Source organism: Kitasatospora sp. NPDC101108 (assembly GCF_055584725.1).
This window is the reverse complement of record NZ_JBVJLM010000001.1, coordinates 263,893-287,326: the sequence shown is the minus strand read 5'-3', so window position 1 is coordinate 287,326 and position 23,434 is coordinate 263,893. Positions and strand designations below refer to the sequence as shown.

Genomic DNA, 23,434 nt, shown 5'->3' with positions numbered 1-23,434 from the left:
ACGGGTGGAATATCCCTGACGGGTGGTCAGGGAAGCGGGAGGGGCTCGTAGTCGAACCAGTCGAAGTGGACCGTTCCGGCGGCGGCGTACATGCCGATGACCCGGCCGGTGAAGCCGCCGGCCACCTCGGTGGACAGGTAGCGGCCGTCGAGGGTGGCGAGCACGGTGAAGGTGCCGTCGGGCTCCTCGACGCCGAGGAGGACGTCGTCGGGGCCGGTGCGCGGGCCGCGCGTCGGCCGCGGGACGACGTCGACCCCGAGCACCACGGCTCCGGCGGGCACCGGACGGGCGGCGACCTCGGTGCGCAGCGAGCCGATCCGGGCGAACACCTTCACCTCGCCGTCGGCCGCCTCGATCTCGTAGTGGTGGTCCTCGTCCAGGCGGACGGCGAGCCCGCCGCGGCCCCCGGTGGGGTCGATCAGGGTGCGGGCCCGGCAGCCGAGATGCTGCTGGCGCCGGCCGACGAAGACGGCGTCGTTCTCGTCCAGGGAGGCTCCGGCGGCGCGCAGGGTGAGCCAGCCGGAACGTTCCTTCGTGGTGCACAGGTGCTCGGGGCGCTCGCGCAGCGAGATCCACTGCGGGTGCAGCTCGGCCTGGTCGAAGTCGTCCCGGGCCGGTACGGCGGGGACGGGGTGCAGCGGCCAGGCCGGCGTGGGCAGTTCGGGGGTGACCGCGCCGACCACCGGCCAGCCGTCCACCCACTCGACCGGGGCGAGGAAGGTCTCCCGGCCGAGCACGTACCAGGCGGGTGTGCCGCCGCGCGGCCGGACGGCGAGCAGCACCATCCACCAGGAGCCGTCGGGCGCCTGGACGAGGTCGGCGTGCCCGGTGTTCTGGATCGGGCTGTCGGTGCCGCGGTGGGTGAGTACCGGGTTGGCTGGGCACGGCTCGAACGGGCCGGAGGGCGACGGACCGCGGGCGATGGAGACGGCGTGGCCGCGCTCGGTGCCGCCCTCGGCGATCATCAGGTACCAGTACTCGCCGATCCGGTACAGGTGCGGGGCCTCCGGGGCGGTGGAGCCGGGGGTGCCGGACCAGATCCGGTACGGCTCGCCGAGCGTTTCGCCGGTGGCCGGGTCGAGGCGCACCTGGGAGATCCCGGCGACGGTGCACCAGCAGGCGCCGTCCTCGTCCCAGGCGAGGTCCGGGTCGATGCCGTGGACGCCGGGCAGTCGGACCGGGTCGGACCAGGGGCCGGCCGGGTCGGTGGCGGTGAGGACCATGTTGCCGTCGCCGCTGACGTTGGTGACGATCAGCCAGAACCGGCCGTCGTGGTGGCGCAGGGTGGGGGCGTAGATCCCGCCGGAGGAGGGCGAGTCGAGGGGCAGGCGCAGCTGGCTCGGCCGGTCCAGGGCGTTGCCGATCTGCGTCCAGTTCACCAGGTCGCGGCTGTGGAAGACCGGGATGCCGGGGAAGTACTCGAAGCTGGAGCAGGCGAGGTAGTAGTCGTCGCCCACGCGGCAGACGCTGGGATCGGGGTGGAAGCCGGGGATCACCGGGTTGGTGACGGTGCCGCCGGGCCGGGACTGCTCTGACACGTGGGTCGGTTCCTTTCGGTGCTTCGGTTCGGGAGAGGGTGGTGCCCCGGGCCCTGGGGAAGCCCGGGGCACCACCGGTTCGGGTCCGGTTCAGCCGATCGCGCAGGAGGCGCCGTTGAACCAGAAGGCGGACGGGTTGGCGTCGCTGCTGGACCAGGTGGCCCGGAAGCCCCACTGGACGCTGCCGCCCTGCGGGACGGTGGCGTCGTAGGACACGTTCTGGGCGTTGACGCTCCGGCCGCTCTGCGACACCGAGGCGTTCCAGGCGTTGGTGACGGTGTTGTCGCCGGGGAAGGTGAAGCCGAGGGACCAGCCGTTGACCTGGCCGAGGCTGTTGTTGACGACGGTGGCGTTGCCGACCATGACGCCGGACCACTCGTTCTTGTTGTAGACGACCCGGCAGGGCGCGCTGGTCGGGTGCATCTGGACGACCGTGATGCCGTAGGCGGGCACGGTCTGGCTGGTCGGACTGCCGGACTGGGCCGTGCCGATCCCGTGGGCGTTCTTGAGGTAGGAGTGGACGGTCGGGGTGGCGGAGGAGGGGGTGAACCCGGTGTAGGAGAGGTTCACCGTGGCGTCGTTGTTCGGGTCCTTGTTGATCAGCATGACGTCCACGTCGCCGTTGGCGCGGCGGATGGCGTGCGCGGTGAGCAGTGAGGACGAGCTGGCGGCCTTGACGAGCGTGTCGCCGGGTGCGCCCAGCTTGCTGATCATCTGGATGCCGTAGTAGGCGGGGAAGGGCGTGTTGACGGCCGGCTCGCAGGGGGAGCCGCTGGAGACCATGCCGCCGTCGCCGTAGTCGGTGGCGCCCTCGACGGTGGTCACCTTGGTGCAGTCGGTGCCGTTGCGCAGGTCCCACCAGTCGACGTTGAACGCGCCGTTCTCCAGCCAGGTGAGGTAGTTGTCCGGGGCGAACAGGCCGTTGGGGGAGGTGTCGAGGTAGGCCTGGGCGTTCGCCTCGGTCACCGCGATGCCGACGTTGGGGGCGTTGGATCCGGCGTACTGGTTGATCAGCGAGCGCACGGCGCCGGTGATATTGGCGTTCTGGGCCTGCGGCTTGGTGAGCAGGTCGGCGGGGCTGGTGCTGGTGGGGTAGGCGTGCACGATGGCGAAGTCGATCTTGGAGCCGGCGATCGACAGGACGGTGTGGTTCCAGTCCATGCTGTCGCCCGGGCCGACGATCCCGTCCGGCCAGTAGCCGGGGGTGGTCAGTACGGCGCCGATCTTGACGCTCGGGTCGGCCGCCTTCATCGCCGAGATGTACTGGAGCACGTTGTCGGCGTAGGTCGTGGCGCTCTTGCTGCTGTGGGTGTCGTACTCCCAGGCGGCGTTGTACTCGCCGTTGCCGTAGACCTCGTTGCCGATCTCCCAGTACTTGACGCCGTAGCCCTTGGTGACGTTGGCGTACTGGACCCAGGCGGCGGCCTCCTGCGGGGTGCCGGAGCCGTAGTTGGCGGTGATGATCGGTTGCGCTCCGGCGGCGCGCACGGTGCCCATGAAGGCGTCGAAGCCGGTGTTCGGGGCGACGTACTGGCCGTTCTCGGCGGTGCCGGTCTGCCAGTGGTAGACGTCGGAGTGGCTGCCGCCGGGGTAGCGGACGGTGTTGATGCCGGCCGTGCTGAGCAGGCCGGGGGTGGCGGCGGCGTTCATGGTGGCGTCGTAGACCGGGATGTTCACGCCGACGCCGGTGGCGGGGACGGTGGCGAGCTGCAGGGCGGCGTCGACCGACACCGACACGGAGCTCGCGGCGGCCGCGGGCGGCGCGACGGCGGCGATCGCGCCGGTGACCGCGAGCGACAGGGCTGCCGCGACGGCTATGACGCGTTCGCGACATGCATGGATGGATGGTTTCACTGCGTCCCTCCAGGGAGTGGGGGTGCGTGGTGTTCGGGTGGGATCGAACTCCCGCGTTCTGGACGGTGGGGCCCGACGGCTGCTCGGGTTCGGGCCCCGGACGCGAAGCGTGTTCCGTTCGGTGCGCGGGCCGGCGCGGCGGGGCGCGCGCGGTCGCCGGCTGCATGGTCAACTCCCTTCGGAGTTCCCCTCGGTGAGGCGGAGGAGGACGGCGGACGGGACCGCCGGCAGGGTGAGGGTGAGTTCGGCGGTGTCCGGGTGCCAGACCGCGACGGCCCGGCTGGACGACGGGTAGAGCACCTCGACGCGGACCTCGGCTCCGGCCAGGTGGGGCAGGTCGAGATCCCTGACGGCCTGCTCGCCGGAGCGGCGCCAGGCGGTGACGTAGGTGATGTCCGGGGTGCGCAGCGCCAGGGCCGTCCACGGGTCCTCCCAGCCCGGGAGCCCGAGCGGCCAGGCGGGCAGTGCCTCGGGCAGGTCGGCCCGGACGGACTTGTACAGGGCCACCGCCTCGTGGACCAGGTGCCGTTTCTCCGACGACAGTTCGTGGATCCGGCCGGAGAGGTGGATGCGGCCGAGGAGTGCGTTGGCCATGGTGAGGGCGACTTCGTCGGGGGAGTCCTCGGGCAGCGGGTAGGCCCAGACGGCGCCCTGCTCGGGCGTGACGGCGGTGGGGGCCGCCGCCGCTGTCGGTGCGTAGCGCAGCAGGTCCTGCTGGTCGCTGGTGGACTGCAGCTGGAGCCGGGAGAGCAAGGCGTGGTCCATCCGCATGCCGCCGGAGGCGCAGTTCTCGATCACCAGCTCCGGGTACCGGTCCAGGATGCCGTCCAGCCAGTCCAGTTGGGCCCGGTTGTGGCCGAGCAGACCGGCCGCGGGGGCCTCGCCAGGGTGGCTGCTGGTGCCGGAACCCGGGTCGGTGTTGTGGTCGAGCTTGAGGTATCCGACGCCCCACTCGCCGACCAGGCGGTCCACCACGGCGTCCAGGTGGGCGCGGGCGGCCGGGTGGCGCAGGTCCAGGTGGTAGCGGCCGCCGCCCTCCTCCACCCGGAGGCCGTCGCGGCGGAAGAACGCCTCCTCCGGCAGGGAATCGGCGATCGGACTGTCCACCCCGACGGCCTCCGGCTCCAGCCACAGGCCGGGGACCATACCGCGCTCCCGGATGCGGTCCAGGACCTCGTGGATCCCCTTCGGCCCGGGGAAGCGGGACACCGACGGTTCCCAGGCCCCGACCGAGCTCCACCAGTTGTCGCCGTCGTCGTACCAGCCGGCGTCGATGACGAAGTACTCCGCGCCGGCCTCGGCGGCGGCGTCCACCAGTGGCAGCAGTTTGGCCGTGGTCGGGTCGCCCATCAGGCAGTTCATGTAGTCGTTGAAAACGACCGGCAGCCGGCGGTGGTCGGAGTGCGGCCGGCGGGTGGCCCGGCGGTAGCGGGTGAGGGCGGCGAAGGCGGCGTCGGGCCCGCCGTCCGCGCAGAACGCCAGTGCCACCGGCACCGTGCGGAACTCGGCGCCCGGCTCCAGCGGGTGGCGCCAGCCGTGGTCCGCGCCGGTGGGCCCGTACAGCGCCGCGTACGCGGTGTCGTCGCGCACGCCGCACTCCCAGCGCCAGCCGCCGCCGTTGTGCTCGATCTGCCACAGCCAGGTGCGGCCGGACTCCCGGTCCGTCAGGCCGCCCATCGGCAGGTGCCCGCAACTCGACCACACGCCCTGACCGGCCACGACGCGGGTGCTGCGGCCGGCCGTGGTGGGGAAGCGGCGGCCGCGATCGGGCGAGGAGACCCGCAGCGGCCGGCGCTGCCAGCGGCACTCGGCGAACCACTCGTTCTCCGCCCAGAGCAGGTCGGCGTCGTCCAGCGCCGCCGGGGCACCCCCGGTCAGGCAACCCGCCACGAGCGAGCCCACCGACTCCAGGCGCAGCGTCGCCTCCCCCTCGTTGCGCAGCAGCACCTCGCTGCGCAGCACCGGCAGGCCGTCGAGCGACCGCAGGACCAGCTCGGCGGTCAGACCGGTCTGCGGGTCGTGGAGTTCGACGGTGAGCAGATGCCGGTCGCCGTCCCGGGTCGCGCGGTGAGAGCGGTGGCGCAGCCGCCCGCCGAGCACGGTGTTGATCAGGTGACGGCCCGACCAGTAGCGGCCGAGGCCGGCGGTCGTCACCTCCACCAGCGGCAGCGGTGCGCCCGGGCGCGGGAGGCCGGAGGGCTTCTCACCGGGCGCGCCGATGCGGACCAGGCGGGCAGGGCCGTGCTCGTCCACGGCGATCTCCAGCTCCAGGGCGTCGTGGCCCCAGCGGATCGTCTCGTGCGGGTCGGTCATGGTGCCCTCCTCGGGAGGGAGACGCGGCGGGAGGTCAGTGCGCGCGCAGGACCGCGCAGCCGCCGGGCGGCAACTCGTCCAGCGGCCCGGCGGTGAGCAGGTCGTGGCCCGGCCGGGGCAGCGGTACCGCCTCGGCGCGGTGGTTGAGCAGCAGGTGCCAGCCGCGGCCGTCCGGGGCGTGCCGGGTGACGGCCTCGACCCCGGGCGCCAGGCCCGGAAGCTCGGGGACAGCACCGGCCTCGGCGAGGAGCCGGTCGACCAGGGCGGTGTAGCCGGCGTCGTCGAGGCGGGTGGAGAGGTACCAGCCGTGGCCGGAGCCGAAGGCGTGGCGGGTGAGCGCCGGGCTGCCGGCGAGCATGCCGTGGGTGTAGGCGGCGAGCGCCTCGGCGCCCTCGGTGCGCAGGGACTCGCTCCAGGAGGTGGCGGTCGAGCCGTCGGAGAGCACGATCTCCTCGCCCTTCGGCAGCGGGCGGTACTCCTCGACCCGGATGCCGAGCGCGGCGCGCAGCGGTGCGGCCGGGTAGCCGCCGAGCCGGGCGTGGAGGCGCTCGTCGACCACGCCGCTGAAGTGCTGGACGAGCAGGGTGCCGCCGTCGGCGACGTAGCGGCGCAGGTTCTCGGCACCCGCGTCGGAGAGCAGGAACAGGGCGGGGGCGAGGACCAGCCGGTAGCGGCTCAGCTCGTGCGTGGGGTGGGCGAAGTCGACCGTCCGGCCGGCGTCCCAGAGCGCCCGGTGCGCGCGGCGCAGGGCGGCGAAGTAGTCGAGTTCGGCGGACGGCAGGCCGTCGGCGCCCATCGCCCACCAGGCGTCGGAGTCGTGCAGCACGGCGACCTCGGCCCGGACGGTGGAGCCGGCGAGTTCGCCGAGCCGGGCGACGGCCTCGCCGGTGGCCGCGACCTCGCGGAAGGTGCGGCTGTCCGGTCCGGCGTGCGGGACCATGGCCGAGTGCCACTGCTCGGCGCCGGCCCGGGACTGGCGCCACTGGAAGAACAGCGCGCCCTCCGAGCCGCGGGCGATGTGGGCGAGCGAGTGGCGCAGGATGTCGCCCGGCTCCTTGGCGAGCACCCGGTCGCCGGTGTACACGGTGTTGGTGCCCTGTTCCATCAGCAGCCAGGGGGAGCCGCCCGCGAAGGACCGGGCCCGGTCGGCGTCGAAGGCGGCCTGCGCGGCGGCGTCGACGCCCGGTGCGCCGGGGTAGTGGTCGATGGCGACCAGGTCGACCTCGCGGCCGAAGGCCCAGAGGTCCAGGTTCTGGTAGGAGGGCACCATGAGGTTGGTGGTCACCGGGCGGTCGCTGTGGGCGCGGATCGCGTCCCGCTGCTCGCGGTAGGCGGCGAGCGTCTCGTCGGACCAGAAGCGGCTGAAGTCCAGCCGCTGCCCGGGGTTGTGGTGCCACTGGGTGGCCCGGGGCGGGAGGATCTGTTCCCAGGAGGTGTAGTGCTGGCTCCAGAAGGCCGTGCCCCAGGCCTCGTTGAGGGCGTCGAGGGAGCCGTGGCGGGCACGCAGCCAGACCCGGAAGGCGGCGGCGGTGTGGTCGCAGGGGCAGAGGGTGACGTACTCGTTGTGGACGTGCCACAGGGCGAGCGCCGGGTGGCCGCCGTAGCGTTCGGCCAGGGCGGCGGCGATGCGGCGGGCGGCCCGGCGGTAGGCGGGGGCGGTGAGGCAGTAGGTGTCCCGGCTGCCGTGGGTCAGACGGGCGCCGTCGGGGCGCACCGGCAGGGCGTCCGGGTGGGCCAGGGTGAACCAGGGCGGTGGGGAGGCGGTCGGGGTGGCCAGGTCGACGGCGACGCCGTTGGCGTGCAGGCGGTCGAGGTGGGCGTCGAGCCACTCGAAGTCGTACCGGCCCTCCTCGGGCTCCAGCAGGGCCCAGGAGAAGACGCCGACGGTGGCGAGGTTGACCCGGGCCCGGCGCATCAGCTCGTCGTCCTCCTTCCAGACTTCGGCGTCCCACTGCTCGGGGTTGTAGTCCCCGCCGTAGGCGAGGCCGCCGAGGCGGTCCGTGAGCCGGCGGATGTCCATCTGGGAACCGTCCTTCGGGGAGTCGCGGGAGTGCCGGGAACGGACGGTTCAGCCCTTGATCGCGCCGGTGAGGACACCGGTGCGCAGGTGCTTCTGCACGAACGGGTACACGATCACCAGCGGTACCAGGGTGAGGACCACGACCGCCATCTGCAGTGACAGCGGCGCGGTCTGCACCTGGGTGTTGCCGAAGCCGGAGTTGACGGACCCGGGCAGACCGTTGGCCCGGTTGACGTAGGTGAGCAACACGTACTGCAGCGGCCATTTCTGACTGTCCGTCGGCATGTAGAGCATGACGTTGAAGAAGGAGTTCCAGTAGCCCACGGCGTAGAACAGTGCGGTGACGGCGGTGACGGCGCGTGAGGTGGGCAGGACGACGGACCACAGGATCCGCCAGTCTCCGGCGCCGTCCATCCGGGCCGCGTCGATCAGTTCGGACGAGGTCTCCTGGTAGAAGGCGCGCAGCACCAGGATGTTGAAGACGGAGACGGCGCTCGGCAGGATCAGGGCCCACCACTGGTCGTAGCCGCCGAGGCCGGTGACCACCAGGAAGCTCGGGATCAGGCCGCCGCTGACGAACATCGTGACGATCAGCAGCAGCAGGACGAAGCGCTGCCCGAACGACCGCGGCCGGGAGAGGCCGTAGGCGCAGAGGACGGACACGGCCATGGACACCGCGGTGCCGACCACGGTGATGCCGAGGCTCACCGTCAGTGCGGTGACGACCGTCGGGTCGCTGAGCATCTCGTGGTACGTGTCGGTGGTCAGGCCGTCCGGCCAGATCACCAGGCCGCCGGCCCGGTTGATGGCGCCGGGGGTGGAGAAGCTGGTCAGGACGATGATCCAGAGCGGGACCAGGATGACGGCGAGCGTCCCGCCGAGGGTGAGCCCCTTGGCGGCCTGGCCGACGGCGGTGGGCGGCTCCTCCCAGGGCGGGCGGGCGGAGCGGGCCCGGCGCCGGGCGGCCACGGCGGCCCGGCGGCGCTTCTCGCGGCGGGAACCGATGGTGAGTGCGTTCGTCATTTGCGATACAGCCCGTCCTCGCCGAAGGCGTGCGCCAGCCGGTTGGCACCCCAGATGAGCAGCAGGGAGACCACGCTCTTGAAGAGCCCGGCCGCCGCGCCGTAGCTGTAGCCGCCGGTGGAGATGCCGTAGTAGAAGGAGAAGGTGTCCAGGACGTCCGCGGTCTCGTGGCCGACGGCGTCGCGCTGGATCAGGAACTGCTCGAAGCCGACGGACAGCGCGTTGCCGAGCCGCAGGACCAGCATCAGCACGATCACCCCGCGCAGGCCGGGCAGGGTGATGTGCCACATCCGCCGGAACCGCCCCGCGCCGTCCGCCGCCGCGGCCTCGTACAGTTCGCTGTTGATCGCGCTCAGCGCCGCGAGGAAGACGATGATCCCCCAGCCGGCCTCCTTCCAGACCGCCTGGGAGGTGACCAGCAGCGCGAAGGTGTGCGGGTTGGTCATGATGTCCCAGGTGCCGATGTCGTGCTGGCGCAGGAACTGGTTGAGCACGCCGGCGCCGCCCAGCATCTGCTGGAAGATCGTGACCGCCAGCACCCACGAGAAGAAGTGCGGCAGGTAGACCACGGACTGGAAGAAGTTGCGGATCCGCTCGCTCATCACCGAGTTGAGCAGCAGGGCCAGGGCGATCGGGACCGGGAAGAACAGGACCAGCTGGACGAAGCTCAGGTACAGCGTGTTCTTCAGCGCGGCCCAGAACGCCGGGTCGCCGAACAACTGCTGGAACTGGTCGAAGCCGACCCATTCGCTGTGCCAGACCCCGACCAGCGGGTCGTACTCCTGGAAGGCGGTGACGACGCCGAACAGCGGCACGTAGTTGAACACCAGGAGCAGGACGACCGCGGGCACCGTCATCAGCAGGAGCGACTTGTCGCGCCGCAGCCTGATCCGCCAGTTGAGCCGCGCGTGGCCGGCCGGGCGCTTCGGTGCTGCGGTGCTCACTGGCCGGTGCCGTACTTGTCGAGGACGTTCTCGGTCATCCACTGCTTGAGCCGCCCGCCGGGCCCGGACCGCCAGCTCGCGACGGCGTCCTGCACGTCGGAGACCTTCTTCTTGCCGTGGTAGCAGTCCTTGAGCGTGTCGTTGACGTTCGGCGCGGCCGCGGCGGTGGCGAGCGCCTGGGGCATGCTGAAGTTCATGCCCCAGAAGGGCGGCTTGGTGAGGTACTTGACGTTGGCGGCCGCCCAGCTCGTGTAGTCCCTGGTGACCTGCTCGCCGCCCGGGTTGCTGATCACGGAGGCGGGGGCGGCCAGGAACGGGAAGGTCGTCGCCTGGACGTCCTTCTTGCCCTCCTCGGTGAAGGTCGGCGCGCCGTTGACCCGGGTGTGGTGGACGCCTTCGACGCCGAAGTTGACCAGGGTGTACTCGGCCGTGCCGTAGGGGGCGGCGAGGTAGTTCGCGACGGCGAGCAGTTCCTCGATCTGCGCCGGCTTCAGACTGGCGTTGAGATAGCTGATCATGCTGGCGGCGGCGCCCATGTAGATCACCGGCGTGCTCTTGCCGTCGGCGCTGATGGCGTTGAACGCGCCGCGCCGGTAGTTCTGGTCCGCGGCGATGCCGGACTGGTGGTCGGACAGGTTCCAGGCGCCCAGTCCGCCGCCCCCGACGAGCGTCTTCCCGCTGTAGAAGCGGGTGGACCCGTTGGCGACGTCACCGGCGAGCGCGTCCGGGTGCATGTAGCCCGAGTTGGCCAGGCGGTAGTGCCAGTCGACGGCCTCCAGGAACTCCTGGGTCTCGAACATGTGGACCAGCTTGCCGTTGTCGACCCTCCAGTTCATCGGTACGTTCCAGGCGGTCTGGAGGTAGACCCACACGTCGTCGAAGGCCCACACGCCCCGCTTGGGGTCGGTCAGTTCCTTGCCGAGGTTCATCAGGTCGTCGGCGGACTTCACCTGGTCGGCGGTGATGCCCCGGGCTTCGAGGACGTCCCGGCGGTAGAAGGTGGCTCCGGGCATGCCGAAGCTGGTGGAGAAACAGGGTATTCCGTAGAGCTTGTCGCCCCAGACCCCGTTCTGCCAGGCGCCGGTGGGGAGGGCGGCCAGGTTGGGGTACTTCTTGACGTTGTCACCGGACAGGTACGGGGTCAGGTCCGCGATCTGGCTGCCGACCAGTCCGCCGGTGTTGAAGTTGGAGTTCCACCAGGCGGGCAGGTTGATCCAGTCCGGCAGCTTCTCGGCGGCGGTCATCGTCGGGACGATGGTGTTGTAGTTGATCCCGTCCGCCGGCTTCATGGTCAGCTCGACCCCGAGCGCCTTGTTCAGCGCCTGGTAGAAGGAGTTGCCGACCGGAGGGGCGGTGCCCCACAGCGGGGTGACCGCCGTGTAGCTGCCGCCCCTGCCCGGGACACCGGAGACGCTGACGGGCGGGGAGGCCGGGTAGGAGAGGAAGCCCGGGTCGGTCGCGGCGTCGGATCCACCCTGCACCGGGGCCATGTCCGGCTTGACCGCGCTGGCGTTGGGTACGAAGGTCGGGAGGGCGGCCTTGAGGCCTTCCTTGGTGTTCGCCGCGGCCTTCTTGGTGGAGCCGCCGCCGCAGGCGGACAGCAGGGGCGCCATCCCGGTGGCTCCCGCGACCGTGGCGGCGGTGGTCAGGAAGCTCCTGCGGTTCATCCCGGATCTCATGGTGGCATGGCCCCTCTCCGTCGAAGCGCGGTCCAAGCGCCGAGCGCCGAAGCGTCGAAGCGCTTGAATGTTTCGGCGAGACTAACGACGCGTTTCCGGTTGAGCAAGAGGCTGAACAAAAGCAAAATCCTTTCGTTCCTGGGTAGTTGACAGGCCCTTTGGGTCGTGTCAGCGTCGAGGCGCTTCGACTCGACCACTGCGCCCAGTCCGCCCGAGGGGTATTCCACGTGAGTTCCGTGCCGGCATCCGCAGCCGACCTGCCTGCTTTCCGCAACCCCACGCTCGCCCTGCGCAAGCGTGTCGACGACCTGCTCCAGCGGCTCACCCTCGACGAACGGCTCGCGATGCTGCACCAGTACGCGCCGGCCGTGCCGCGCCTGGGCGTCGGCCCGTTCCGTACCGGCAGCGAGGGCCTGCACGGGGTCTCCTGGCTCGGCGTGGCGACGGTCTTCCCGCAGGCCGTCGGCCTCGGCGCCAGCTGGGACGAGGACCTGGTGCGCGAGGTCGCCGAGGCGGTCTCGACCGAGCTGAGGGCCTTCCACCACCACCGCCCGCCGGCGGTCGGCACCCGCGAGGAGCGCGGACCCAACTCCCTCCAGGCCTGGGCCCCGGTGCTCAACCTGCTGCGCGACCCGCGCTGGGGGCGCAACGAGGAGGGCTACTCCGAGGACCCGGTGCACACCGCGCGGGTCGGCGAGGCGTTCTGCCGCGGCCTCTCCGGCGACCACCCGACCTACCTGCGGACCGCCCCGGTGCTCAAGCACTTCCTCGCCTACAACAACGAGGACGACCGCTGCACCACCTCCTCCGGACTGCGCCCGCGTGTCCTCCAGGAGTACGACCTCGCCGCCTTCCGCCCCGTCGTCGCCTCCGGCGCCGCGACCGGCGCGATGGCCGCGTACAACCTGGTCAACGGCCGCCCCTGCCACGTCAGTCCGCTGATCGAGACGGAACTGCGCCGCTGGGCGGAGCCGACCGGCCATGAGCTGTTCGTGGTCAGCGACGCCGAAGCCCCCTCCAACCTGGTCGACCCGGAGCACTACTTCGACGACCACGCCGAGTCCCACGCGGCGGCGCTCAAGGCCGGCATCGACAGCTTCACCGACCACGGCGAGGACACCGACATCCCGGTCGGCCGACTGCGCGAGGCGCTGGAGCGCGGCCTGATCGACGAGACCGACGTGGACCGCGCCGTCCGGCGACAGCTCGAAGTGCGCTTCCGCCTCGGCGAGTTCGACCCCGAGCTGGACCCGTACGCGGGCACCGGCCCTGAGGTGATCGACAGCCCCGAGCACCGCGCCCTGGCCCGGAGGGCCGCGATCGAGTCGACCGTCCTGCTCAAGAACGACGGCCTGCTGCCGATCGACCCGGCCCGCACACCGCGGATCGCCGTCATCGGCCCGCTCGCCGACACCCTCTTCGAGGACTGGTACAGCGGCACCATGCCGTACCAGGTGAGCGCCGCCGCCGGCCTGGCCGAGGCCCTCGGCGCCCACGGCGGCGAGGTCGTCACGGTGGAGGGCTCCGACCGCGTCACCCTGCGCTCGCGCACCACCGGCGAACCGCTGGGCAAGTCCGCCTTCGACGTGACCGACTGGGGCGGCGGCGCCTCCACCCTGCGCGCCGCCGACACCGGACGCTTCCTGAGCCTCCAGGACGACGACACCCTGGACGACGGCCAGGACATCATCAAGAGCTGGTTCGTCAAGGAGACCTTCCGGCTCGAACCGGCCGGCCCGGACACCGTCCTGCTGCGCTCGGTGTTCACCGGACGCTACGCCGCCGTGGACCCGACCGACGGCCGGGTCCACGTCACCGCCGAAACCGCCGAGGACGCCGAGCACTGGCAGCGCGAGCTGGTCCGCGACGGCGCCGCCGAGGCCCGGGCGGCCGCCGCGGCGGCGGACCTCGCCGTCGTCGTCCTCGGCAACCACCCGCTGATCAACGGCCGCGAGACCGAGGACCGCGCCGACATCGACCTGCCCGAGGGGCAGGAGGAACTGCTGCGCGCCGTCGCGGCCGTCCGCCCGGACACCGCCCTGGTCGTGATGAGCAGCTACCCGTACGCCCTCGACTGGGCCGACGAGCACCTGCCCGCCGTGGTGTGGACCTCCCACGGCGGGCAGGAAACGGGGAACGCGCTGGCCGACGTCCTGCTCGGCGGGGCCGAGCCCGCCGGTCGCCTGCCGCAGACCTGGTACCGGGGCGACGACCCGCTGCCCGCCCCGCTCGACTACGACATCATCAAGGCCGGCTGGACCTACCAGTACCACCGACCCGCCCCGCTCTACTCCTTCGGCCACGGGCTGTCCTACACCGACTTCGCCCACCGCGACCTGCGCCTGTCACAGCCGTCGATCGGCCAGGACGGCTCGGTCGACGTGACCGTGACCCTGGACAACCGCGGACCGCGCTCCGGCAGCGAGGTGGTCCAGGTCTACGTCCGTGCCCTGGAAGCCCGCTACGAGGCGCCCCGGCTGCGGCTGGCGGACTTCCGCAAGGTCCGCCTGGAGGCGGGTGGCAGCAGTGAGCTGACGTTCCGCCTGTCGGCCGAGCAGTTCGCGCACTGGTCCGTGGCAGCCGGGGCCTTCACCGTCGACCCCGGCAGCTACCAGGTGATCGTCGCCCGCAGCGCCGACCGTCCGGTCCTCACCGCGCCGCTGACCGTGCTCGGTACGGCCGCCGCGCCCCGGGCGGGAGTCGACCGCCGGCTTCTGGCCGTCGACTTCGACGACTACGAGGACGCGACCATCGTCGACGCCACGCGCACCGACGGTGACGCCGTCACGCCCACCGACCCGGCCCACCCGGCGACGCTGCTGTTCCGCGACGTCGACCTCCTCGGCGCTCGCTCGATCGAGGTCGAGACCTCCCGCGAGCAGGCCGGGGAGCACCCGGCGCGGCTCGAACTACGGGCAGGCGGGCGGTTGCTGGCCGAACTCGACGTGCCGGTGACCGGGGACCGCCACGCCTGGACCACCACTGCCGCGGAACTCGCCGCCCCGCTCGACGGCGTGCACGACCTGAGCCTGACCCTGCACGGCGACTTCCGGCTCACCGCGTTCCGCTTCGGCGTGGTCGGCTGACGACTGCCGTCCCACGGACCGGCGGTCCGCCCACGGGGGGCGGACCGCCACCCCTCCCGGCCCGGCTCCCCGGCCGCGGGAACCACCGCGCGAACCACTGCGCGAACCACCGCGCGAACCCGGCCGCCGCTCTGACCCGCCCCCCGGCGGTCACCCGCCGCCCGGATGTCACCGCGCACTGCCCCCAGCACGTGACTTCGCCCCCTCAACACCCGGAGGAAGCCCACCATGCCGCTCGATGACTTCGGAGTCGCCGAACTCCGCGACTACCGGCCCGAGCCGACCGTGCCGCAGGACTTCGACGAGTTCTGGCAGCGCACCCTCGCCGAGGCCCGCTCGCACGGCGGGGCGGTCAAGGCCGAACGCGTCACCGCACAGTACGGACTGCGCACCGTCGAGGTCGACGACGTGCGGTTCCCCGGCTGGAACGGTGAGCCGGTGGCCGCCTGGCTGCTGCGCCCGCGCGGCGCGGACGGCCCGCTGCCGGTCGTCGTCACCTACATGGGCTACTCCGGCGGCCGCGGCCTGCCCACCGAGCACCTGTTCTGGTCCGCCGCCGGCTACGCCCAGCTCGTCGTGGACAACCGGGGGCAGGGCCACGACACCCCGGACCGGACCGCGGGTGACGGCACGCAGTGGATCGAGGGCTTCATGACCCGTGGCATCGACTCCCCGGAGAACCACTACTACCGCCGGCTGATGACCGACTGCGTGCGCGCCGTGGACGCCGTCGCGGAGCTCCCCGGTCTCGACACCGACCGGATCGTCGTGACCGGGATCAGTCAAGGCGGCGGAACGGCCCTCGCCGTCGCCGGGCTCACCGGGGACCGGGTGGCCGCGGTGATGCCGGACGTGCCGTTCCTGTGCCACTACCGCGAGGGCGCGCGGCTCTGCCTGGACGGTCCGTACCAGGAGCTCGTCAAGTACCTGCGCTGGCACAGCCAGCACCGGGTGCAGCCGACCTTCGCGACCCTCGACTACTTCGACGGCGTCCACTTCGCCCAGCGGGCCACCGCACCGGCGCTGTTCAGCGTCGGTCTGATGGACCCGGTCTGTCCGCCCCGGACGGTCTACGCGGCCTTCAACCAGTACGCGGGCGAGGACCGGACCATGACGGTGTGGCCGTTCGCCGACCACGCCGGCGGCTGCGGCGCCAACCCGCCCGTCCAGCTGGCCTGGCTGCGCGAGCGCGGGCTGACGCCGACGTGGTGACCGCACCGCCGCGACCCGCACCCGGCTCACCGAGAGACCTCATGAGGTGAGCCGCACGATCGTCCCGACGTCGGCCACGAGGGTGACTGGTGGAGCTGTCCGCCGGTGAGTTGACGTTGCGGGTCAACCTCGCCGAGCCGTGGCGGTTGGAGGTCGGCGGTGGGTGGTCGGGTGCTGACCTCGGCGGGGGAGCGGGGGGACGGGGTTCCGTCACGGACGGGGAGGGGCGTCACCACCTGTTCGGCCGGTTGTCCCTGGGGTGGGGGAGCTTCTGATGTGTGCGCTAACACGCAGCCATCTTGACGGTGCCTCAGTGTCTGGCCATAGTGATGGGCGGTGCAGCCCGGCCAGGAACTTTCTCGGCGTCCGGGTCAGCCTTTTCCGACGCCATTGTTGTTAGCGCTAACAATATTGGGCGCCTTCTTCCTTCCCCCACCCGCGAAGGAGTTCGTTCATGACCACGCGAACGCGGCTGGGCCGCGCCCGGCGAACGCCGGCGATTGTCGGAACGAAGTCCGTCAACAGCCCGTAGAGCTACGTCCGCCTCTACCGCTTCGCCGGCCACGTCGCGAGCGACGGCGGCACCAAGCCTGGGACGGCCTTTCGCCGTGGGCCCAGGACACCGGCCGGCTCGCCGCCGCCCCCTGGAACTGACCGGCAGCCCCCGTGCCGGGTCCGGTGCCCCGAAGGGCAGAAGCCGTACCGGACCCGCAGGCGTCAGCGCGAACCCGAGCCGTCCGCACAGCCGGACACCGGGAGGTTCGTCGGCGCCTGCCCACCCCCACCCCACCCAGTGAAGGAACTCCTCGTGATCAAACCGTGGATGAACCGCCTCCGACACGCGTTCCTCGCGGCCGGTACCACCGCCGCGCTCGCCGCAGGCCTGCTCACCGCCACGGCCGGGACGTCGCAGGCAGCCACCCAGGGGCCGTGCGACATCTATGCCGCGGGCAACACTCCGTGCGTCGCCGCGCACAGCACCACCCGGGCCCTGTACGGGGCGTACAACGGCCCGCTCTACCAGGTCAGGCGCGCCTCCGACAACATGACCAGGGACATCGGCCCGCTGAGCGCAGGCGGCTACGCCGACGCCGCCGCGCAGGACTCCTTCTGCGCCGGCACCAGTTGCGTCATCACCGTCCTCTATGACCAGTCCGGCAAGGGCAACCACCTCACCCAGGCGCCGGCCGGCGGGGCGGCCGGCGGGCCGGACAACCTCGCCAACGCCGTCGAGGCGCCGGTCACCGTCGGCGGGCACAAGGCGTACGGCGTCTACATCGCCCCCGGGACCGGCTACCGCAACAACAACACCAACGGCATCGCCACCGGCGACCAGCCCGAGGGCATGTACGCCATCTTCGACGGCACGCACTTCAACGACGGCTGCTGCTTCGACTACGGCAACGCCGAGGCCAACAGCCTGGACACCGGCAACGGCCACATGGAGGCCCTCTACTTCGGCAACAACAAGAGCTGGGGCTCGGGCAGCGGCAACGGCCCCTGGGTCATGGCCGACCTGGAGAACGGCCTGTTCTCCGGGGTCAACCGCGGCTTCAACGCCAATGACCCCAGCGTCAACAACCGGTTCCTGACCGCGATGCTCAAGGGCGGCCCGAACCAGTGGGCCCTCCGCGGCGGCGACGCCCGGTCGGGCGGCCTGTCCACCTTCTACAACGGCGCACGCCCCAACGCCACCGGCTACAACCCGATGCACAAGGAAGGCGCGATCATCCTCGGCATCGGCGGTGACAACAGCAAGTGGGCCCAAGGCACCTTCTACGAAGGGGTCATGACCCAGGGCTACCCGTCGGACGCCACCGAGAACGCGGTCCAGGCCAACATCACCGCCGTCGGCTACAACAGCGGCTCGACCGGCACCGGCACGCTGACCCCCGGCTCCCGGATCTCCTTGCAGGCCACCACCGCGCCCTGCTGCACCTCGCACTACCTCCGCCACGACGACGCCGACAACAAGGTCGTCATCTCCAGCACGGACTCCTCCAGCTCGGCCACCGACAAGGCCGACGCCACCTGGATCGTCCGCGCCGGCCTGGCCAACAGCTCCTGCCTCTCCTTCGAGTCCGCCAACAACCCCGGGCAGTTCCTGCGCCACTTCAACTACGAGCTGTACCTGGACTTCGACAGCGGCGCCGGCGCCTTCGCCCAGGACGCCACCTTCTGCCCCACCAGTGGCAACAGTGGGGTCGGCACATCCTTCCAGTCCGTCAACTTCCCGACGAAGTACCTCCGGCACTACAACTACACGGCCTACATAGCGAGCAACGGCGGCTCCAACAGCTGGGACAGCTCGACCAGTTGGGCTGCAGACACCAGCTGGCTGGTCGCCCAGCCCTGGGGCTGAGCCGCCGGGGCACCGGCGGTCGTCCGCGGCGCGATGCCGCGGACGGGCCGTGGTGCCGACGGTCCTGACGGGTGCCGAGTTCAGGGGCGAGACCGCCCCTGAACTCGGCACAGCCATTTCTTCGGTCGGGGCCCGCGCGTCCTGGCCACGGTCGGCGGAGCCGCCGAGATGCCGGCCGCCCTGGTCCGGCGCGGGCCTGCCGTGCCGACAGCCTCACCGATCCGGAGCGGCACGGGCGGCGGTCGGCCCCGCCCGGCCTCGACCGTCGAGGCATTCGATCGTGCCCTGATGACCTGCTGCGACCTGCCCTGATCGGGTCCGAGGCCTACCCCCCGGTTGCGGTCCCGCACACCCGGGGCGGGTTCCTCCGAGCGTCAACTGGCCGTCGTGGTTACGGGGCTGAGAGAACGTCCGGTTGCCGGTCGCGGGCTGGTCAAGATTGGGTAACACGGCGCGGAGGCCTTGCCGGTGCCAATTGTTAGCGTTAACAATCGGTCCCGAGCGAAACGGCGACGATACCTGGCGTTCACGCAGCCGGTGCCGTTCGCGCGATCGACGATCCCGAGAGGAAGTCCCCACATGTCCAAGAGAGCTGCGGCGGCCCTGGTCGCCGGTGCGATGGTCACCGTCCTCACCGCGTGCGGTTCCGGCGGCGGGGGCTCCGCCGCCAAGGGCTCCGGCGGCAAGCTCGTGGTGGGCTTCTCGCAGGTCGGCGCGGAGAGCGGCTGGCGCACCGCCAACACCAAGTCGGTCCAGGACGCGGCGAAGAAGGCCGGCATCGACCTGAAGTTCTCCGACGCGCAGCAGAAGCAGGAGAACCAGATCAAGGCGATCCGCTCGTTCATCCAGCAGAAGGTCGACGTGATCGCCTTCTCGCCGGTGGTGGAGTCGGGTTGGGACACCGTCCTCAAGGAGGCCAAGGACGCGCACATCCCGGTCATCCTGACCGACCGCGCGGTGGACTCCAAGGACGAGTCGCTGTACGCCTCCTTCCTGGGCTCGGACTTCGTCGAGGAGGGCAAGAAGGCCGGCGACTGGCTGGTGAAGGAGTACCAGGGCAAGTCCGACGAGGTGAACATCGTCCAGCTGGAGGGCACCACCGGCTCCGCGCCCGCCAACGACCGCAAGTCCGGCTTCGCGGACGCCGTCAAGGGTGACCCGAAGTTCAAGGTGGTCGCCTCGCAGACCGGTGACTTCACCCGCGCCAAGGGCAAGGAGGTCATGCAGGCCTTCCTCAAGTCCCAGTCGAAGATCGACGTGCTGTACGCCCACAACGACGACATGGCGCTCGGCGCCATCCAGGCGATCGAGGAGGCCGGCAAGAAGCCCGGCACCGACATCAAGATCGTCTCGGTGGACGGTGTCAAGGACGCCTTCACCGCGATGAGCCAGGGCAAGATCAACTACGACGTCGAGTGCAACCCGCTGCTCGGCGACCAGCTGATGGACCTGGTGAAGAAGGTCAAGGCGGGCGAGCAGGTGCCGCGGCGGATCAAGACCGAGGAGGGCACCTTCACCCCCGAGCAGGCCACCGCGGCCCTGCCCACCCGCCAGTACTGACCGGCCCGGCCGGCCCGGGGAGCGATCGGCGGATCGCTCCCCGGCGGGCCGGATCGCACGAGGAGAGGAGAGCCGGGGTGCGGCAGCAACCGGTCCTGGAAGTCCGGGGTATCCGTAAGGAGTTCCCCGGGGTGGTGGCACTGGACGGGGTCGACTTCCGGCTCTTCCCCGGTGAGGTGCACGCCCTGATGGGCGAGAACGGCGCCGGGAAGTCCACGCTGATCAAGGTGCTCACCGGCGTCCACCCGTCGGACGGCGGCGAGGTGGTGCTGGCCGGCGAGCAGGTGTGGATCGCCGGGCCGCTGCAGGCCCAGGAGGCCGGCATCAGCACGGTCTACCAGGAGGTGAACCTCTGCCCGAACCTGTCGGTCGCGGAGAACATCTTCATCGGCCGCGAGCCCCGCCGGTTCGGCCTGATCGACTGGGCGGCCATGCGCCGCCGGGCCGCCGAGCTGGTCCGCGAACTCGACCTGGACGTCGACGTCAGCGCGCCGCTGAACAGCTACTCCATCGCCGTCCAGCAGCTGGTGGCGATCGTCCGCGCGGTCGACGTCTCCGCCAAGGTGCTGATCCTGGACGAGCCGACCTCCAGCCTGGACCGCGACGAGGTGCGCCAACTCTTCGCCGTCATGCGGAGGTTGCGCGACCAGGGCGTGGCGATCCTGTTCGTCTCGCACTTCCTCGACCAGATCTACGAGATCTGCGACCGGATGACCGTACTGCGCAACGGCCGGCTGGAGGGCGAGTACCTGACCAGCGAGCTGAACCAGGTCGAACTCGTCTCCCGGATGATCGGCGCCGAACTCGCCGGACTCGACCAGATCGGTGGCGGCAAGCGGCGCGAGCGCACCGCACCGGCCGACGGGGCGGCGTTCCTGCAGGCCGACGGGCTGACCCGGCGCGGCGCCGTCGAGCCGTACGACCTGGCCATCCGGCCCGGCGAAGTGATCGGCCTGGCCGGGCTGTTGGGCTCCGGACGGACCGAGGCCGCCCGACTGCTGTTCGGCGCCGACCAGAGCGACGGCGGCACGCTGCGGATCGAGGGCGCCGCGACCGCGCTGCGCAGCCCGCGCGACGCGATCGCCCACGGCATCGCGTTCTGCTCCGAGAACCGCAAGACCGAGGGCCTGGTCGGCGAGCTGACCGTCCGCGAGAACATCGTGCTGGCGCTGCAGGCCGCCCGCGGCTGGACCCGCCCCCTGTCGCGCACCGCGCAGGAGCAGTACGCGCTGCGCTGGATCCGCGCCCTGGACATCCGCCCCGACAACCCCGAGGCGCTGGTGCGCAACCTCAGCGGCGGCAACCAGCAGAAGGTGCTGCTCGCCCGCTGGCTGATCACCGACCCCAAACTGCTGATCCTTGACGAACCCACCCGGGGCATCGACATCGGGGCCAAGGCCGAGATCCAGAAGCTGGTGGCGAAGCTCGCCGAGGACGGCATGGCGGTGCTGTTCATCTCCGCCGAACTGGAGGAGGTGCTGCGGCTCAGCCACCGGATCGGCGTGCTGCGCGACCACCGGATGGTCGCCCAGCTCGACAACGACGACGAGCTCACCCCGGAGCGCGTCATGGCCACCATCGCGAGCGGAGCGCAGGAATGACCACGGCACCGACCACCCCGCGGACCAGGGCGGTGACCAGGTCCCGGCTGTTCTGGCCGGCCGTGGTGCTGGCCGTGCTCCTGGTCGCCAACCTCGCCTTCACCCCCGACTTCTTCTCCGTCCACCTCCAGGGCGGCCACCTCTACGGCTCGCTGATCGACATCCTGCACTTCGGCGCCCCGCTGATCCTGGTCTCCCTGGGCATGACCCTGGTGATCGCCACCGGCGGCATCGACCTGTCGGTCGGCTCCACCGTCGCGATCTCCGGTGCCCTGGCCTGCCTGCACATCAGCGATTCGGCCGACCCGGGGAGCCTGGGCACCGTGCTGACCGCCCTCGGCATCGCGCTGGGCACCGCCCTGGTGCTCGGCGCGGTCAACGGGGTGCTGGTGGCCAGGGTCGGCGTCCAGCCGATCATCGCCACCCTGATCCTGATGGTCGCCGGGCGCGGTGTGGCCCAGCTGATCACCGACGGCCAGATCATCACCGTCACCAGCGACCCCTACAAGATGATCGGCGGCGGCTACTGGCTGACCATGCCGTTCGCGATCCTGCTCAGCGCCGTGGTGGTGCTGGCCGCCGTGCTGCTGACCCGCTCCACCGCGCTCGGGCTGCTGCTGGAGTCCGTCGGCGGCAACCCGGTGGCCAGCCGGCTGGTCGGCATCCGGGCGATGCGCCTGGTCGCCCTCGTCTACGTGTTCAGCGCGCTGTGCGCGGCACTGGCCGGCCTGATGGTGTCCTCCAACGTCTCGGCCGCCGACGGCAACAACGCGGGCCTCTGGATCGAACTGGATGCCATCCTCGCGGTGGTGCTCGGTGGGACGTCGCTGAACGGTGGCCGGTTCTCCATCGGCGGCACCGTCCTGGGCGCGCTCATCATCCAGACCCTCTCCACCACCGTCTACACCATCGGCATCCCGCCGGAGACCACCCTGGTCTTCAAGGCGTTCGTGGTGATCGTGGTCTGCCTCGTCCAGTCGCCCACGTTCCGCGCGAAGCTGGCCGCCCGTGGCCGGCGGACCCGGCCCAGCACCCGGTCGCACGCCGCGGCCCCCACCAACCGGGAGGTCGGCGCATGAACGCCAACGCCCTGCTGACCCGCCTGCGCGGCCAGATCCCGCTGCTGGTCACCGCAGTCCTGCTGGTGTCGATGTTCGGCGCCGGCTCGGTGCAGTACGACGGCTTCTTCTCCGGCCAGGTCGTGCTCAACCTGCTGATCGACAATGCCTTCCTGCTGGTCGTCGCGGTCGGCATGACCTTCGTCGTGCTGACCGGCGGCATCGACCTGTCGGTCGGCGCGGTGGTGGCGCTGTCCACCATGGTCTCCGCCTGGCTGGTGGAGCAGCACGGCTGGCCGCCGCTGCTGGTGATCCCGCTGGTCCTGTTGATGGGCACGGCCGGCGGCTGGCTGATGGGCTGGATCATCCACGTCTTCGAGATCCAGCCGTTCATCGTCACCCTGGCCGGCATGTTCCTGGCCCGCGGCCTGTGCTACACGATCAGCGTCGAGTCGATCTCCATCACCGACCCGCAGTACACGGCGATGGCGCAGACCCGGATCCCGCTCGGTGACCTGTTCGTCTCGCCGAGCGCGCTGGTCGCGCTGCTGGTGGTCGCCGCCGCGTTCGTCGTCCTGCACTACACCCGGCTCGGCCGCAACGTGTACGCGCTCGGCGGCAGCGAGCAGTCCGCGCTGCTGATGGGCCTGCCGGTGCAGCGCACCAAGACCGCCGTCTACGCGATCAGCGGCTTCTGCTCCGCCCTCGGCGGCGTCCTGCTCACCTTCTACATGCTGTCCGGCTACGGCCTGCACGCGGTGGGCCTGGAACTCGACGCGATCGCCGCGGTCGTCATCGGCGGCACCCTTCTGACCGGCGGCTCCGGATACGTCCTGGGCACCCTGCTCGGCGTGCTGGTGCTCGGCCTGATCCAGACCGTGATCAGCTTCCAGGGCACCCTCAGCTCCTGGTGGACCAGGATCGTCATCGGCGCCCTGCTGTTCGTCTTCATCGTCCTGCAGCGCCTGATCACCGCCCGCCGGCGGTAGCACCGCGCCGCCCCGGCACGGCCCGTCCGTGCCGGGGCGGCGCGGCGTTCGAACACCAGGCGGTCGCGTCGAGGCGCCTGGCCGCATGCGTCGGGGCGGGGGGGGGGGGGCCCCCGGTGGGTAAATACAGCTGCGTGGCGAGGACACTAGAAGCCCAACAGCGCGCCCCCCGGGCGGACAGGCAGAAACAAAATG

General features: G+C 71.3%; 14 protein-coding genes. 7 read left to right on the top strand and 7 right to left on the bottom strand.

Features of this window, described 5'->3' with window-relative positions; all coding sequences use genetic code 11:
- Nucleotides 1–26: 26 nt before the first annotated feature.
- The 7 genes from ACZ6Z8_RS01330 to ACZ6Z8_RS01300 form a co-directional block, all read right to left on the bottom strand.
- Nucleotides 27–1,538 carry a glycoside hydrolase family 43 protein gene (locus tag ACZ6Z8_RS01330; RefSeq protein ID WP_465605059.1) on the bottom strand — a complete coding sequence of 504 codons (1,512 nt, stop codon included), beginning with the start codon at nucleotides 1,536–1,538 and terminating at the stop codon, nucleotides 27–29.
- 90 nt (nucleotides 1,539–1,628) lie between these two features.
- Nucleotides 1,629–3,392 carry a cellulose binding domain-containing protein gene (locus ACZ6Z8_RS01325; protein ID WP_465605057.1) on the bottom strand — a complete coding sequence of 588 codons (1,764 nt, stop codon included), beginning with the start codon at nucleotides 3,390–3,392 and terminating at the stop codon, nucleotides 1,629–1,631.
- Between the two features lie 168 nt (nucleotides 3,393–3,560).
- The gene (locus ACZ6Z8_RS01320) at nucleotides 3,561–5,705 is read right to left on the bottom strand and encodes a glycoside hydrolase family 36 protein (RefSeq protein WP_465605055.1); all 2,145 of its coding nucleotides are present in this window, start codon (nucleotides 5,703–5,705) and stop codon (nucleotides 3,561–3,563) included.
- A gap of 34 nt (nucleotides 5,706–5,739) precedes the next feature.
- Nucleotides 5,740–7,725: a beta-galactosidase gene (locus ACZ6Z8_RS01315; protein ID WP_465605052.1), complete on the bottom strand. Its 1,986-nt coding sequence runs from the start codon at nucleotides 7,723–7,725 to the stop codon at nucleotides 5,740–5,742.
- A 48-nt stretch (nucleotides 7,726–7,773) separates the two neighbouring features.
- The gene (locus tag ACZ6Z8_RS01310) at nucleotides 7,774–8,748 is read right to left on the bottom strand and encodes a carbohydrate ABC transporter permease (protein WP_465605050.1); all 975 of its coding nucleotides are present in this window, start codon (nucleotides 8,746–8,748) and stop codon (nucleotides 7,774–7,776) included.
- Nucleotides 8,745–9,692, bottom strand: a complete 948-nt coding sequence (locus ACZ6Z8_RS01305; RefSeq protein WP_465605047.1) for an ABC transporter permease — start codon at nucleotides 9,690–9,692, stop codon at nucleotides 8,745–8,747. The genes ACZ6Z8_RS01310 and ACZ6Z8_RS01305 overlap by 4 nt, the downstream gene beginning before the upstream one ends.
- Nucleotides 9,689–11,359 (bottom strand): type 2 periplasmic-binding domain-containing protein, encoded by a 1,671-nt coding sequence (locus tag ACZ6Z8_RS01300; RefSeq protein ID WP_465605045.1) that lies wholly within the window; start codon nucleotides 11,357–11,359, stop codon nucleotides 9,689–9,691. The genes ACZ6Z8_RS01305 and ACZ6Z8_RS01300 overlap by 4 nt, the downstream gene beginning before the upstream one ends.
- A gap of 248 nt (nucleotides 11,360–11,607) precedes the next feature.
- On the opposite strand from ACZ6Z8_RS01300, the gene ACZ6Z8_RS01295 reads away from it, so the two are divergent.
- From ACZ6Z8_RS01295 to yjfF, 7 genes are all read left to right on the top strand, one after another.
- Nucleotides 11,608–14,457, top strand: coding sequence for a glycoside hydrolase family 3 C-terminal domain-containing protein (locus tag ACZ6Z8_RS01295; protein WP_465606295.1), 2,850 nt, complete (start codon nucleotides 11,608–11,610; stop codon nucleotides 14,455–14,457).
- 228 nt (nucleotides 14,458–14,685) lie between these two features.
- A complete protein-coding gene (locus ACZ6Z8_RS01290) occupies nucleotides 14,686–15,669 on the top strand; it encodes an acetylxylan esterase (protein WP_465605042.1) in 984 nt (327 codons plus the stop codon).
- Between the two features lie 823 nt (nucleotides 15,670–16,492).
- Complete coding sequence (locus ACZ6Z8_RS01285) at nucleotides 16,493–18,031, top strand: alpha-L-arabinofuranosidase B (protein ID WP_465605040.1); 1,539 nt, start codon at nucleotides 16,493–16,495, stop codon at nucleotides 18,029–18,031.
- A 579-nt stretch (nucleotides 18,032–18,610) separates the two neighbouring features.
- Nucleotides 18,611–19,591 carry an ABC transporter substrate-binding protein gene (locus ACZ6Z8_RS01280; protein WP_465605037.1) on the top strand — a complete coding sequence of 327 codons (981 nt, stop codon included), beginning with the start codon at nucleotides 18,611–18,613 and terminating at the stop codon, nucleotides 19,589–19,591.
- A gap of 77 nt (nucleotides 19,592–19,668) precedes the next feature.
- Nucleotides 19,669–21,192 carry a sugar ABC transporter ATP-binding protein gene (locus ACZ6Z8_RS01275; RefSeq protein WP_465605035.1) on the top strand — a complete coding sequence of 508 codons (1,524 nt, stop codon included), beginning with the start codon at nucleotides 19,669–19,671 and terminating at the stop codon, nucleotides 21,190–21,192.
- Entirely contained in the window at nucleotides 21,189–22,271 is a 1,083-nt protein-coding gene (locus tag ACZ6Z8_RS01270) for an ABC transporter permease (protein WP_465605032.1), read from the top strand. The genes ACZ6Z8_RS01275 and ACZ6Z8_RS01270 overlap by 4 nt, the downstream gene beginning before the upstream one ends.
- The gene (yjfF, locus tag ACZ6Z8_RS01265; RefSeq protein WP_465605029.1) at nucleotides 22,268–23,239 is read left to right on the top strand and encodes a galactofuranose ABC transporter, permease protein YjfF; all 972 of its coding nucleotides are present in this window, start codon (nucleotides 22,268–22,270) and stop codon (nucleotides 23,237–23,239) included. The genes ACZ6Z8_RS01270 and yjfF overlap by 4 nt, the downstream gene beginning before the upstream one ends.
- Nucleotides 23,240–23,434 lie beyond the last annotated feature (195 nt).